This is a genomic window from Staphylococcus sp. GDY8P85P, from assembly GCF_017892405.1.
GTDB lineage: Bacteria > Bacillota > Bacilli > Staphylococcales > Staphylococcaceae > Staphylococcus > Staphylococcus borealis.
The window spans coordinates 35,471-50,301 of the sequence record NZ_JAESLA010000052.1 but is presented as its reverse complement, the minus strand read 5'-3'; the positions used below and the strand labels follow the sequence as shown (position 1 = coordinate 50,301).

Below are 14,831 nucleotides of genomic sequence, written 5' to 3'. Positions count from 1 at the left end.
GTCCAATTTATTATAGAGCCGTTATAGTTTGAAATGTCATTTTAAGAGTGGAACATTGAATTCGCCAAGAATTCTGTTCTGCTCTTTTCTGTTTATATATTCTTAAATTGGATATTGTAATGTAAGATTATTTCATATATTGAAATACTTGATAAATAAAAAGATGGAAGGTGTTTAATATGAAGTTAGGTGCATTTAATATCACTTATTTAAATGGCGGTATGACGAAAATGGATGGTGGTGCTATCTTTGGCGTTGTACCTAAACCGCTGTGGACGAAAAAGTATGATGTGAATGACAGAAATCAAGTTCCTAACTTAACATATCCAATTTTAATTCAGACTGGCGATAAGAACATTATCATCGATGCTGGAATTGCAAATCATAAATTAACAGACAAACAACTTAAAAATTATGGTGTCGAATATGAAAGTCATATTCAATTTGATTTAGAAAAATTAAATTTGACTGTGGAAGATATCGATATTGTATTAATGTCACATATGCATTTTGATCATGCGACAGGGTTAACGGATACTGAGGGCAATTCTATTTTTCCAAATGCAATTCACTATGTGCAACAAGACGAGTGGCATGAATTTATAAGTCCAAACATTCGTAGTAAAGCAACCTATTGGGGAATCAATAGAGGTACATATGAAGATAAAATGATACTTTTTGATGAATTAATTGAAATTTATCCAGGGATTCATATGAAGCATGTTGGTGGTCATAGTTATGGACAATCAATTATTACAATTGAGAGTGAAGGTGAGCGTGCAGTTCACATGTCTGATATATTACCTACAAATGCACATACTAATCCACTTTGGGTTATGGCATATGATGATTACCCAATGACGTCTATTCGAGAAAAAGAAAGATTAATACCATACTTTATTTATCATGATTATTGGTTCTTATATTATCATGATAATGTTTATTTCGCGACGCAATATGAGTCAGATGGAAAGACGATTAAGCAATCAATTAAACGATAAAGAAAGTGATATAAAACGATTTGGTAACTTTGTTATCCATTTTTTATGAACGATTACAATAGGGAGCCGGACTAAGAATTTATAGTAATTCAGTCCAGCTCCCTATTTTTGTTCAGTTATTACAATTCAATAATATTTAAAATTTCACCAGATTTTGCATCTGCATAAAAGATATATTCCATCTTTTGATTATTCTTAACTTGCGTAATACCGCCTTGAAAAATGAAACGATTTGGATATAGATTGTCATCTACATAAGGCTCATGAAGAATAAACGATCCAGTGATATTCATAAAGTAAGATTTGGCTTCATTCAATACTTTATCAGGATTTTGCATTTTATTCTTTTCTTTTAGGAAATAAATAAAAAAGACAGTGGCTATACCTGTAACTAGAGCAACTGAAATTGAGATGTATTTGTAAGTTTGACGTGTCATAATCTCTACCTCTCTATTAATAGTTCTTATCATTAGTGTACCATATTCAAAATGATATAATACATTTAAGGAGTGTGTTAGTTAAGATGGATAAGCATAAAACATTAGAACGAATTAAGGCATTAACTGAATTACATGGTGCACCAGGTTTTGAAGAGGATGTACGAAATTATATGAAAAAAGAAATGTCACCATATGTTGATGAGTTTATCGTAAATCGTATGGGTGGTTTCTATGGCGTTAAAAAATCTAAAAAAGCTAATGCTAAAAAGGTAATGATTGCTGCGCATATGGATGAAATAGGGTTCATGATTACAAACATTACTTCGAATGGCATGCTACAGTTTACCAATCTTGGTGGTGTAGCAAACGATATTTGGCAAGGTCAACGTCTTCAAGTAAAAAATAGAAAAGGCGACATTATAGTAGGGATTGTCTCTAATATTCCGAAACATTTTAGAACAGGCAACGAAGCGGTGCCAGAAATAAAAGATTTGATGCTAGATATCGGTGCAAGTTCTGATGACGAAGTAAGACAGATGGGGATAGAAATAGGAGATACGATTGTTCCGAATACTGAATTAACGCAATTAACTGAACATCGATATAGCGCGAAAGCATGGGATAATCGATATGGTTGTGTCATTGCGATCGAAATATTAGAATTGTTGAAGAATGTCGATTTGGATGTTGATTTATACGTTGGCGCTAATGTTCAAGAAGAAGTAGGCTTACGTGGTGCTAAAGCAGCAGCTGAACTCATTCAACCCGATGTTGCACTTGTAGTGGATTGTTCTCCAGCAAATGATATTAAAGGTGCAAATCAATTATCAGGTGAATTAGGTGAAGGGACTTTAATTCGAATTAAAGACGGTACAATGATTTTACAACCTGAATTTAGAGACTATCTACTTAAATTAGCAGATGAAAATAATATAAATTACCAATATTATATTTCACCGGGTGGCACAGATGGTGGTGAAATTCACAAAGCTAATATTGGTATTCCAACTGCTGTAATTGGTGTTTGTGCTAGATACATTCACAGTACTAATGCTGTATTTGATATTAGAGATTATTTCTCAGCACGACAATTACTAGAACAAGTTATACTCAACTTAACTGAAGAGCAAATTAATAAATTACAATTTCAAGAATAAGGAGCAATTAGAATGATTAATTTAGAATCTGAATCACAATTCAAGTCACTTAAGAAAGAGCGTACCGTATTTGAATTTACGGCAGGTTGGTGTCCTGACTGTCGTGTCATTGAACCTGATTTACCTCAATTGGAAGAGAAATATAAAGATTTTAACTTTGTTTCTATAGATAGAGACCAATTTATAGATTTAGCCATAGAACATGATATCATGGGTATTCCAAGCTTTTTAGTATTTAAAGATGACGAATTAGTAGGAAGTTACATTGGAAAAGAACGCAAATCTATAGAACAAATCGATGAATTTTTAAGTCAGTTTGATAAATAAATAAAGCATATAAAAGGTTTTAAGAATGAAATGTACAATTGATTTTTTCTGTAATTGACCACAAATTTATTGTAAAATAGGATAAGGTGCGAATATAGGAGTGTTAACATGAATGTTTTTCAAGTAAGAGATAAATTGAAACAACGTTTAGCGCATTTAAATGTTGATTTTAAATTTGATCGTGAAGAAGAAACGTTACGTATATATAGACAAGACAATCATAAAGGCGTAACAATCAAATTAAACGCTATTGTCGCTAAATATGAAGTCCAAAAAGAGAAAATTATAGATGAGATTGTATATTATGTTGAAGAAGCCATCGCTCAAATGGATGATCAAAGTATTGAGAAAATGAATGACATTCAGATTATGCCTGTCATTCGTGCTACAAGCTTTGATAAAAAAACAAAGGATGGTCATCCATTTATAATTGAAAAGCATACAGCAGAAACAAATATCTATTATGCACTCGATTTAGGTAAATCTTATCGCTTAATTGACGAAAGTATGCTTGAATCACTTGGATTGACTGAACAACAAGTTAAGGAAATGTCATTATTCAATATACGTAAACTTAATAATCAATATAAAACAGATGAAGTTAAAGGAAATATTTTTTATTTTGTAAACTCTAACGATGGCTATGATGCCAGTCGTGTTTTAAATACCAAATTTTTAGATGATATCTATCAACAATGTGAAGGTGAAATGTTAGTAGCTGTACCACATCAAGATGTCTTAATTATTGCTGATATTCGAAATAAAACTGGTTATGATGTAATGGCACATTTAACTATGGAATTCTTTACTAAAGGATTAGTCCCTATTACTTCATTATCATTTGGTTATGAAAAAGGTCACTTCGAACCTATCTTCATTTTGGGGAAAAATAACAAACAAAAAAGAGACCCCAATGTGATACAACGATTGGAAGCAAATCGTAAAAAATTTAATAATAAGAAATAATTGATATAGAGGAGATTTAAAATGAATTTATTTTACAATAAAGAAGGCGTAGGGGATGTAGCTTTTCTACAAATTGAACCTACAGATGGACCGTTTGAATATAAAAAATCCGGAGATGTTGTTGAAATTAGTAAAGAAGGAACGATTGTTGGCTTCAATCTATTTAAGTTTTCAAATTATCATCAAATCAACGGTAATGGACATATTAAATTAACTTCTGAGCTTGTAGATGCATTACAAAAAGCTATTAATGAATCTGGATTAACGTATCAACTAAATGCAGATTTATCTCCTAAATTTGTAGTTGGTTATGTTGAAACTAAAGATAAGCATCCAGATGCGGATAAATTAAGTATTTTAAAAATAGATGTCGGTAATGACCATTTACAAATCGTTTGTGGTGCGCCAAATGTAGAAGCTGGACAAAAAGTGGTTGTTGCTAAAGTTGGTGCCGTAATGCCAAGTGGAATGGTTATCAAAGATGCTGAATTACGTGGTGTTGCTTCAAGCGGTATGGTTTGCTCAATGAGAGAATTAAATTTACCTAATGCACCTCAAGAAAAAGGTATTATGGTTTTAAGTGATGACTATAAAGTCGGTCAAGCATTTTTTGATGAATAAAGGAAGGAAGTGAATGTATGAGTTGGTTTGATGATTTATTTAGTAACAAAGACAATTCTGATGATGAATTGCTTAGACGCAAAAGTAAACGTCGCAATGGCGATCTAACTCAAAGCAAAGATGATTCATTACTTCCTGAAAATAATGATATTTACGATCGTCCAAAAGGTAAGTTTCGATTCCCAATCGATGTGGGTCGAGATGAAACGTATGAAGAAGCAACTTATCGCGAAAGTAATGATGATAAAGAGAACCATTCAACATTGAAAGATAATCAATACGGTTCATATGAATATGATGACTATACGGGTCACATGAATAGTTACTCAGATGATGATCGTGCTGAAAACGCAAGAAGACATCGTAGAAGAAAACATGTGAGTCAAGATGATTCTGGTATGCCTTCTATTAAGTCAAGAACTTCTCAAACATCAAGTAGAACTCATAATACTAGTACATCTCAACGTTTTAACAAACGTCAAAATACACATTCTAGAACGAATAATGCTAATTACAGAAGCGCTAATTCAAATCAATCTAGGATGAAATTACAATCAGAAAGATTCAAATCGAATTATCATTTGAGTTCTGAACCTACATATCACCGTTCAAGTTTTAAAACTTCAGAAGTACCATCAGCTATTTTCGGAACTAAAAAGCGTAGACCTATTGAAAACGGTGTTATACCACCAGTGAAAGATGACACAGATACAAGTGAGTCTAAAACCAAGCATCATTCGAGCACGGTAGAACACGTTCCGCATGAAAGTAAAAATGAAAAAGATGGCAGACAAAAATTTGATGGTGAACATTCAATTTCACAAGAGAATGCACCAGTTAACAGTGAACAACAATCAGTCGTTGAAGGAAATGTTGATACTTCTAATCACTATGAACGTACGCCAAACTATTCAAAACGTGATAACACGGTAAATATAGAAAATATTTATGCTTCTCAAATCGTAGAGGAGATTAGAAAAGAAAGAGAGCGTAAAGTTCAACAAAAACGTAAATTTAAACAAGCATTGCAAAACAAGCGTCAACAGACTGATGAAGAAGATAGTATTCAAAGGGCTATTGATGAAATGTATGCTAAGCAAGCTGAACAATATATTGGCGAAAGTTCATTAAACCACTCTGACCATTTACATAGTGATGTAACAGAGGATGTAAATGATGAGTACAAAAACAACAATGACCATGTTGAGAGCCAAGCACAAGCAGAAGACGTTGCGCATCATGAGACATCTAACGCTCAATCGAAAGATGATAGTGACATAGACCATAATATTGAACAACAAGAGTATATCGAAGAGACAAATGCACCTTATAATTATGAAGAGATTGATTTAAACCAAGTTTCAAGTGTGCAAGAAGTTAACCAAGATGATGTACAAGTTAAAGATGTTCCAAATGATCAATTATCAAATGTTAATCATGATGAGGCACAACGTCATTCTAATGAAGCGATTGACGAATCTACAAAAGAATCAATTTACCATCACGAAATAGCAGATGAAGAAGCGGTACAATTACAATCTAATAATGATGATTCAGATAGTTTAAGTGAAAACATTCATGACGACAACCATAATGGAACTGTTGATGATGCACAATTTAGAGAAATAGATGACGTGGAGTCACACACTGACAGTATGTCCGAAAATGAATCTTTATCAGATGAAACATCTGCCATAGAAGATGATGAAGATGTATCAACTGAAAATGTGAATCATGCAATTAAAAATGCTGTAACGTCTGAAGTGGAATATGCCACTAAAGAAGATGACGAAACGAATGGAGTCTCTCAAAATACAAATATAGAGGGCCAAAATGTATCACAGTCAACGAAAACACATAATGAACCTTCTAATAAAATGGATGATTCATTTGCAGTTAAAGATACAGATGAATCAGTACAAGGTGTGGAAGATGAACACATTAACAATGGCGACGATAAATCAGAAGTAACACATAAGGAAGCTAAAAAAGTACCTGAAAAAATGTCTATCACGCCAGGAAGTAAACCGTTTAATGTAGTTATGACACCTTCTGATAAAAAAAGAATGATGGATGCAAAAAAAGAATCTGTATCGAAAAATAAAGTGAATGTGCCCGAATTAAAGCCTGAGACAAAACAACATGTTCAAACTAAAAAGCGTGAATCAGAAGTCAACCATCAAACAAATGAATCTCGTGACAATGAAAATACATTATCTGAATCTCAAACAAAGTCTACGCATTCAAACTATCATATCAATCATTCGGATGAACAAGATAAAAATTTAAATAATGACATAAACAGAGATGACGATAACCTAGTAGAAGAACCTCTCGAAAACAGCCAAAATACTGATACAGACAGTGAAGAACAATCTAACCAAGCTGTACATTCAAATCATGATATGAACAATCATCAAGAAGTGAATCCAACCGTTTCAGCAGACAATCAAACTATTGTATCTTCAAACCACCATCAAAAAGAAGATTATAATGCTAAAGGTACAATTAGAAGAGGTCCCAATATTAAACTACCAAGTCTTGATTTATTAGAAGATCATGAAGCACATGAAATCGATGAGGCATGGATTGAAGAGAAGAAACAAGAGCTAAATGATGCCTTTTATTATTTTAATGTACCGGCTGAAGTGCAACATGTAACTGAAGGACCAAGTGTAACTCGGTTTGAATTGGCAGTAGAGAAGGGTGTCAAAGTTTCACGTATTACAGCTTTACAGGATGATATTAAAATGGCGTTGGCTGCGAAAGATATTCGAATTGAAGCACCAATTCCTGGAACAAGTTTAGTAGGTATTGAAGTACCAAACTTAAATCCTACGAAAGTTAACTTAAAATCTATTTTAGAAAGTCCAAAATTTAAAAATGCTGAGTCTAAATTAACCGTAGCTATGGGTAATAGAATTAACAATGAACCATTGTTAATGGATATTGCTAAGACACCACACGCCCTTATTGCGGGTGCAACTGGATCAGGTAAATCAGTCTGTATCAATAGTATCTTAATGTCATTACTTTATAAAAATCATCCAGAAGAATTAAGGTTATTACTAATTGATCCTAAGATGGTTGAACTTGCACCATACAACGATTTACCGCATTTAGTTTCACCGGTTATTACTGATGTTAAGGCAGCAACTCAAAGTTTAAAATGGGCCGTTGACGAAATGGAAAAACGTTACAAATTATTTGCGCAATTCCATGTAAGAAATATTACTGCTTTCAACAAAAAAGCACCGTATGAGCAAAGAATGCCAAAAATTGTTATTGTTATTGATGAGTTAGCAGATTTAATGATGATGGCACCGCAAGAGGTAGAACAATCAATTGCTCGAATAGCACAAAAGGCGCGTGCATGTGGCATTCATATGTTGGTTGCAACACAACGACCATCTGTCAATGTTATAACTGGCTTAATTAAAGCCAATATACCTACACGTATTGCATTTATGGTATCTTCAAGCGTTGACTCAAGAACCATTTTAGACAGTGGTGGTGCGGAACGCTTGTTAGGCTATGGCGATATGCTTTACTTAGGTAGTGGAATGAATAAACCAATTCGTGTTCAAGGTACATTCGTTTCAGATGATGAGATTGATGATGTAGTTGATTTCATTAAAGAACAAAGAGAACCGAACTATTTGTTCGAGGAGAAGGAATTACTTAAAAAGAACCAAACACAAGCTCAAGACGAATTATTCGATGATGTGTGTGAATTTATGGTTAAAGAAGGACATATTTCCACTTCATTAATTCAAAGACACTTCCAAATTGGTTATAACCGTGCTGCACGAATCGTAGACCAACTTGAACAGTTAGATTATATTTCTGGTGCAAACGGTTCTAAACCTAGAGATGTATTTATTACTGAAGCAGATTTAAAGAAAGATTAATTTAAAGGAGTTTTATGTATATGACGCATTATCATTTTGTTGGTATTAAAGGCGCAGGAATGAGTTCATTAGCACAAATCATGCATGATTTAGGACATGAGGTGCAAGGATCTGACATAGAAAAATATGTATTCACAGAAGTAGCATTAAAAAATAAAGGAATTAAAATACTACCATTCAACAGTGACAACATTAAAGAAGGTATGGTAGTCATTCAAGGTAATGCGTTTCCAGATACTCATGAAGAAATTGTTAAAGCGCATGATTTAAAATTAGACGTGATACGTTATCATGATTTCTTGGGTCATGTGATTGATCAATACACATCTGTTGCAGTTACAGGTGCACACGGAAAAACGTCAACAACTGGTTTACTGTCTCATGTTATGAATGGTGATAAAAAAACATCATTCTTAATTGGCGATGGTACTGGTATGGGATTACCTGCAAGTGACTATTTTGCATTTGAAGCGTGTGAGTACCGTCGTCATTTCTTAAGTTACCATCCAGACTATGCCATTATGACTAATATTGATTTCGACCACCCTGATTATTTTAAAGACATTGAAGATGTTGCAAGTGCTTTCCAAAGTATGGCACATAATGTTAAAAAAGCGATTATTGCTTGGGGTGATGACGAACATTTAAGACAACTTGAAGCGGACGTACCAATTTATTATTATGGTTTAAACAAAAATGATGATATATATGCCGATAATATTCAAATAACTGATAAAGGTACACAATTTGATGTTTACGTTAATGGTGAATATTATGATCAATTTTTATCACCACAATACGGAGATCATAATATCCAAAATGCATTAGCAGTTATCGCGATTAGTTACCTTGAAAAGATGGACGTCAAGAATATTAAAGAAGCATTGGAAACATTTGGTGGTGTAAAACGTCGCTTTAATGAAACAAATGTTGCTAATCAAGTATTAGTAGACGATTACGCTCACCACCCAAGAGAAATAAGTGCTACAATTGAAACAGCACGTAAAAAATATCCAAATAAAGATATTGTGGCAGTTTTCCAACCTCACACATTTTCAAGAACACAAGCTTTCTTAGAAGAATTTGCAGCATCACTAAGCAAAGCGGATCATGTTTATTTATGTGAAATATTTGGTTCAATTCGTGAAAATACAGGTGATTTAACAATTCAAGATTTAATAAATCGTATTGACGGATCTGCGCTAATCGATGAAAATAATATTGACGTATTAGAACAATTTGATAATGCTGTTATCTTATTTATGGGCGCTGGTGACATTCAAAAGTTACAATGTGCTTATGAAGAACATGTCGGCATGACAAATGAATTTTAATATGTTTATATATAATTATGTTGGGTATTAATAATTAATAGCTTTTATTTAAAAGTAAATGGTATTTAGGAGGCGTTTTTAATGGATTGGATTTTACCAATTGCTGGAATTATCGCCGCGATTGCATTCTTAGTATTATGTATTGGAATCGTTGTCGTTTTAATTTCAGTTAAAAAGAATTTAGATCACGTTGCTAAAACACTTGATGGTGTTGAAGGACAAGTTCAAGGTATTACACGTGAAACAACTGATTTACTTCACAAAGCTAACCGCTTAACTGAAGATATTCAAGGCAAAGTTGAACGCTTAAATTCTGTTGTCGATGGTGTTAAAGGTATCGGCGATTCAGTACAAAATTTAAATGGTTCAGTTGATCGTGTAACTAACTCAATTACACATAATATTTCTCAAAATGAAGATAAAATTTCTCAAGTAGTTCAATGGTCTAATGTTGCAATGGAAATTGCTGACAAATGGCAAAATAGACACTACCGTAGAGGAAGTGCAAACTACAGAAACACATCTGTAGGTAATGATGCAAATCATGCAAACGAAAATTACACTACTAACGTTGAGAAAAACTTTTAATATGATTCAATCAAATGCACTTAAATGAGGTTTTTACTTATTTAAGTGCTTTTCTTATAGGAGGAGCTAATATGAGTAAGAAATATAATCGTGACGCATTTGTAACGACAAATTCTGGAAATGATTTACACGGACAAGGTGCAAATCAACAAGATAGTGCAGCACAATCAAATGCGACTAAACATTACAATAGAGATGACTTTGAAAAAAATAATCATGGCCATGATTTACATGATAATGGCCCAAATCAAAAAGATGGTAAGTCTAGACAAGGTTTAAATACAGAGCATTATAATAGAGATGCATTTGTCACAAATAATTCTGGTAAAGACTTACATGGTCAAGGTGCAAATCAAAAGACTAATGGAGAGGATGTTACTAGTTCTCAATATAGTCACAACAAATACAGTTCTCATCCATCACGCAAAGACTTTGTGATTAGTTTTATTACAGGTGCTTTAATTGGTTCAGCGGTTGGACTCTTTTATAAAAATAAAGCCGAAGAAAAAATTGATAGCGCAAAAAATAAAGAACAAGAATTAAGACATCGTTATCAAAATATTAAGCAACAAACTGAGAATAATATTGAAAATGTAAAACAAAAAATTGAAGACTTTAGAAATAAAGACCATTCAGAAGTTAGTAAAGAAGCACTTGTTGCACAACAAAATGCAATCAAAAAGGAAACGTCAGATAATTTAGCGGATCAATCACCACAAGCGCAAAAAATCCAAGAAGCTAAGGCTGAAGCACTTAAAGAGCAAGATACAAAAGATATTACTGCAACAGAATTAGCAGCGCAACAAAATGCGATCAAAGCGGAAACGTCAGATAATTTAGCGGATCAATCACCACAAGCGCAAGAAATTCAAGAAGCTAAAGCTGATGATAATGAACATTTAAGAAACAATGAAGGCAATAGTGCAGAAGAAATTGTCGCGCAACAAAATGCGATTAAAGCAGAAACATCAGATAACTTAGCGGATCAATCACCACAAGCACAAGAAATTCAAGAAGCTAAGAAAGAGACTGAAAAAGAACAACAATCTAAAGAGGTTAGTGCAACTGAATTAGCAGCGCAACAAAATGCAGTTAAAGTTGAATCATCTAAACATAATTTATCTGATCCTTCAACTAGTGGTGAAACGAGCAATCATCAACATGTGAATGCAAAAAATATAGCATCTGCAGCACGTACAAAGAAAAATAAAATAGATAATGATGCAAATGTTGCGCGTAAAACAAAAACGTTATTAGAAGAACCGGCAATTGCTAAATCATCAGGCGATAAAAAGGTCCCTAATTTAGTTACAAAAAAAGAAATTAATAAAGCTGAAGATCAAGTTAAAAATAATCAAGCACATGCATCTGCTAAATTTGAAAATGGTGTCATTACACACGATACTAAATCAGCTAATGAAAAAGCAAAAGGCAATACTAAGAAAAAGCAAAATGCAACAAAAGCTAAAAATAAAACACCTAAGCAACAACAAAGAACTGAAAAAGCAAAAAGTAAAATCGATAAACGTACCTTTAATGATTAATAAAGCTAATGCTTTTATTTAAAGTGAGGTTTTAATCACTAAATGGAGTGGATTCAGAAATCTGTTAATTAAATTAGATTTTTGATTCGCTCCTTTTTCTTATTTTTATAAAAAGTGAATATCAAATTTGATATAATAATTAGACAATTCATAAATTTTAGATAATTTATGAACTAGAACGGTTGAACTATTATTTTTTAATTGTTAGAATATTATCTAACTAATATTATTTTATCGCTTTAAAGTGATATAATTATACAAGTAACTTTTATTGAGGTGAGTAGTAATGTCAACTAAATTAGAGCAATACAGAGAAGAGATTGTTTCGATTAATAATCAAATTTTAGATTTATTATCTAAGCGTGGAGAATTAGCACAAAAAATAGGTGAAGAGAAAATTAAACAGGGTACAAAGGTTTATGATCCACAACGCGAAAAAGAAATGATTAATGAGTTAATGGATCGTAATCAAGGACCTTTTAATGATAATGTAATAAAGCAATTATTTAAAGAAATTTTTAAAGCTTCTACTGATTTACAAAAATCTGAGAATGAAAAACATTTATATGTGTCTCGTAAATTAAAACCAGAAGATACGATTGTTCAGTTTGACAATGGTGGCGTTATTGGTGATGGCAATAAATCATTTGTATTTGGACCTTGCTCTGTTGAATCACAAGAACAAGTTGATGCGGTCGCAAAAGATTTACAAGCAAAAGGAGAAAAATTCATTCGCGGTGGCGCATTCAAACCTCGTACATCACCATATGATTTCCAAGGACTAGGTGTTGAAGGGCTTAAAATTTTAAAAAATGTAAAAGATAAATTTGGTCTTAATGTTGTCAGTGAAATTGTAAATCCTGCTGATTTCGAAATTGCCGATGAATACTTAGATGTGTTCCAAATTGGTGCTCGAAACATGCAAAACTTTGAATTATTAAAAGAAGCTGGAAGAACGAACAAACCTATCCTCTTAAAACGAGGCTTATCGGCTACAATTGAAGAATTTACTTTCGCTGCTGAGTATATTGCTTCTCAAGGCAATAAAAATATTATCCTTTGTGAGCGTGGTATCCGTACTTACGAAAAAGCAACAAGAAATACGCTAGATATTTCTGCAGTGCCTATTTTAAAACAAGGCACACACTTACCTGTAATGGTAGATGTAACGCATAGCACAGGACGTAAGGACATTATGTTACCAACTGCTAAAGCTGCGTTAGCTGTTGGTGCTGATGGCGTAATGGCAGAAGTGCATCCAGACCCATCTGTCGCATTAAGTGATAGTGGCCAACAAATGGATTTAAATGAATTTAATCAATTTTACAATGAATTAAAACCATTAGCAGAATTGTATAATTCAAAAAAATTAAAATAATAAATTAATCGCCTAAATATATAAATGAAATGAGCTATTCATTTTACTGAATTAAGAGTATGTTTTATAATACCTTTTTCTAGTAATCATGAATAGCTTTTTAAATTGCAATTATTGATAAAATCTACGACCATTGAATGAATTTCATTTCAAATATATATTATGTTAAATTACGCTTTTATGATAAAAATAATATAAAATATGACATAAATGTGAAAATATTAGCAATAGGTTTGAATGAAAGCGATTTTGTGGTAAACTTTGAAAATGAAATGAAAACACGTTATAATAACAATTAAAACGCTTACAAGGAGGAAATTATGACAGTAACTATATATGATGTTGCTAGAGAGGCCCGAGTATCTATGGCAACCGTTTCACGAGTAGTGAATGGTAATCAAAACGTTAAACCTGAAACAAGAAAAAAAGTTAATGAAGTAATTAAAAGATTAAATTATCGACCAAACGCTGTTGCAAGAGGACTAGCTAGTAAACGAACAACAACAGTAGGCGTTATTATCCCTGATATTTCTAACATCTATTATTCTCAATTAGCTCGTGGTATTGAGGATATAGCGACAATGTATAAATATCATTCTATTATTTCGAACTCAGATAATGATTCTGAGAAAGAAAAAGAAATTTTTAATAACTTATTAAGTAAGCAAGTAGATGGTATTATCTTCTTAGGTGGCACAATTTCGAATGAGATCAAAGATTTAATAAATCAATCATCTGTTCCAGTTGTAGTATCAGGTACTAACGGAAAAGATGATAACATCGCTTCTGTTAATATTGATTTTAAAACGGCAGCAATGGAGATTACCGAACAACTCATCCAATCAGGCGCTAAAGAGTTTGCATTAGTGAGTGGTGATTATTCTAAAAAAGCACAAGAAGATGTGCTAATTGGTCTTAGAGAAGTGTTAGATCGTCACCAACTAAAATTAAATGATACAGTACAATTCTCAGGTTCTGAAAGTTATAAAGATGGTATTAAGGTATTTGAAGATTTAAAAGATCATCTACCTGATGCTATATTATCAATTAGTGATGAACAAGCGATTGGTATCATGCATAGCGCACTAGATGCAGGCATACGCGTTCCAGAAGACTTACAAATTGTCAGCTTTAATAATACTCGATTAGTAGAAATGGTGAGACCAAAATTATCGAGTGTGATTCAACCACTATATGATATCGGCGCTGTTGGCATGCGTTTATTAACTAAATATATGAATGAAGAAGAAATTGAAGAACCAAATGTAATATTGCCACACTGCATTGAGTACAGAGGAACTACGAAAGATTGATGTTAAGCATTTGAAATAAGAATAAGATACACTTCATCTTTGTGGGGGAGGTCCTAACTGCAAGTGTTTCAATGAGAAAATTTACGCGTTAATAGATAGGGAGTAGAGGCTGGGACATAAATAATATAATAGACCTATTTTGCAAATTCGCAGTAGCTGACTGAACTGAGAAGGCGCTTTAATCAAGCTTTTCTCAGTTCTAGTCACCCTTGCGGGCGGGGGCTCCTACAAAGAGAATTTCACTAAGAAAT

12 protein-coding genes are annotated in these 14,831 nt (G+C 32.9%); 11 read left to right on the top strand and 1 reads right to left on the bottom strand.

All coding sequences use genetic code 11. The features are described from left to right. Positions 1-179: 179 nt before the first annotated feature. Complete coding sequence (locus KA828_RS11005) at positions 180-1,001, top strand: YtnP family quorum-quenching lactonase (RefSeq protein WP_210126234.1); 822 nt, start codon at positions 180-182, stop codon at positions 999-1,001. A 119-nt stretch (positions 1,002-1,120) separates the two neighbouring features. On the opposite strand, the gene KA828_RS11000 is transcribed toward KA828_RS11005, so the two are convergent. Continuing rightward, positions 1,121-1,438, bottom strand: coding sequence for a hypothetical protein (locus KA828_RS11000; protein ID WP_075108641.1), 318 nt, complete (start codon positions 1,436-1,438; stop codon positions 1,121-1,123). Positions 1,439-1,524: 86 nt separating this feature from the next. On the opposite strand from KA828_RS11000, the gene KA828_RS10995 reads away from it, so the two are divergent. From KA828_RS10995 to ccpA, 10 genes are all read left to right on the top strand, one after another. After that, the gene (locus tag KA828_RS10995; RefSeq protein WP_075108642.1) at positions 1,525-2,598 is read left to right on the top strand and encodes a M42 family metallopeptidase; all 1,074 of its coding nucleotides are present in this window, start codon (positions 1,525-1,527) and stop codon (positions 2,596-2,598) included. 12 nt (positions 2,599-2,610) lie between these two features. Continuing rightward, the gene (locus KA828_RS10990; RefSeq protein ID WP_075108643.1) at positions 2,611-2,925 is read left to right on the top strand and encodes a thioredoxin family protein; all 315 of its coding nucleotides are present in this window, start codon (positions 2,611-2,613) and stop codon (positions 2,923-2,925) included. A 108-nt stretch (positions 2,926-3,033) separates the two neighbouring features. Beyond that, a complete protein-coding gene (locus KA828_RS10985; RefSeq protein ID WP_053030495.1) occupies positions 3,034-3,891 on the top strand; it encodes a DUF1444 domain-containing protein in 858 nt (285 codons plus the stop codon). Between the two features lie 21 nt (positions 3,892-3,912). Then, positions 3,913-4,512: a YtpR family tRNA-binding protein gene (ytpR, locus tag KA828_RS10980; protein WP_075108644.1), complete on the top strand. Its 600-nt coding sequence runs from the start codon at positions 3,913-3,915 to the stop codon at positions 4,510-4,512. 17 nt (positions 4,513-4,529) lie between these two features. After that, on the top strand, positions 4,530-8,423 hold the full coding sequence (locus KA828_RS10975) for a DNA translocase FtsK (RefSeq protein ID WP_210126233.1): 3,894 nt from the start codon (positions 4,530-4,532) through the stop codon (positions 8,421-8,423). A 20-nt stretch (positions 8,424-8,443) separates the two neighbouring features. Beyond that, positions 8,444-9,757, top strand: coding sequence for a UDP-N-acetylmuramate--L-alanine ligase (murC, locus tag KA828_RS10970; RefSeq protein ID WP_210126232.1), 1,314 nt, complete (start codon positions 8,444-8,446; stop codon positions 9,755-9,757). Positions 9,758-9,838: 81 nt separating this feature from the next. Continuing rightward, the gene (locus KA828_RS10965; protein WP_053030488.1) at positions 9,839-10,345 is read left to right on the top strand and encodes a DUF948 domain-containing protein; all 507 of its coding nucleotides are present in this window, start codon (positions 9,839-9,841) and stop codon (positions 10,343-10,345) included. A 71-nt stretch (positions 10,346-10,416) separates the two neighbouring features. Beyond that, the gene (locus tag KA828_RS10960; protein WP_210126231.1) at positions 10,417-11,889 is read left to right on the top strand and encodes a Maebl; all 1,473 of its coding nucleotides are present in this window, start codon (positions 10,417-10,419) and stop codon (positions 11,887-11,889) included. Positions 11,890-12,175: 286 nt separating this feature from the next. Continuing rightward, positions 12,176-13,267 carry a bifunctional 3-deoxy-7-phosphoheptulonate synthase/chorismate mutase gene (locus KA828_RS10955; RefSeq protein WP_053030484.1) on the top strand — a complete coding sequence of 364 codons (1,092 nt, stop codon included), beginning with the start codon at positions 12,176-12,178 and terminating at the stop codon, positions 13,265-13,267. A 320-nt stretch (positions 13,268-13,587) separates the two neighbouring features. Then, positions 13,588-14,580, top strand: a complete 993-nt coding sequence (ccpA, locus tag KA828_RS10950; RefSeq protein ID WP_210126230.1) for a catabolite control protein A — start codon at positions 13,588-13,590, stop codon at positions 14,578-14,580. The last annotated feature ends 251 nt before the right edge of the window (positions 14,581-14,831 follow it).

Excerpts from the sequence above, each read along its gene's own strand:
- KA828_RS11005 (WP_210126234.1), top strand. The coding sequence starts at position 180 with ATGAAGTTAGGTGCATTTAATATCACTTATTTAAATGGCGGTATGACG.
- KA828_RS11000 (WP_075108641.1), bottom strand. The coding sequence starts at position 1,438 with ATGACACGTCAAACTTACAAATACATCTCAATTTCAGTTGCTCTAGTT.
- KA828_RS10995 (WP_075108642.1), top strand. The coding sequence starts at position 1,525 with ATGGATAAGCATAAAACATTAGAACGAATTAAGGCATTAACTGAATTA.
- KA828_RS10990 (WP_075108643.1), top strand. The coding sequence starts at position 2,611 with ATGATTAATTTAGAATCTGAATCACAATTCAAGTCACTTAAGAAAGAG.
- KA828_RS10985 (WP_053030495.1), top strand. The coding sequence starts at position 3,034 with ATGAATGTTTTTCAAGTAAGAGATAAATTGAAACAACGTTTAGCGCAT.
- ytpR (WP_075108644.1), top strand. The coding sequence starts at position 3,913 with ATGAATTTATTTTACAATAAAGAAGGCGTAGGGGATGTAGCTTTTCTA.
- KA828_RS10975 (WP_210126233.1), top strand. The coding sequence starts at position 4,530 with ATGAGTTGGTTTGATGATTTATTTAGTAACAAAGACAATTCTGATGAT.
- murC (WP_210126232.1), top strand. The coding sequence starts at position 8,444 with ATGACGCATTATCATTTTGTTGGTATTAAAGGCGCAGGAATGAGTTCA.
- KA828_RS10965 (WP_053030488.1), top strand. The coding sequence starts at position 9,839 with ATGGATTGGATTTTACCAATTGCTGGAATTATCGCCGCGATTGCATTC.
- KA828_RS10960 (WP_210126231.1), top strand. The coding sequence starts at position 10,417 with ATGAGTAAGAAATATAATCGTGACGCATTTGTAACGACAAATTCTGGA.
- KA828_RS10955 (WP_053030484.1), top strand. The coding sequence starts at position 12,176 with ATGTCAACTAAATTAGAGCAATACAGAGAAGAGATTGTTTCGATTAAT.
- ccpA (WP_210126230.1), top strand. The coding sequence starts at position 13,588 with ATGACAGTAACTATATATGATGTTGCTAGAGAGGCCCGAGTATCTATG.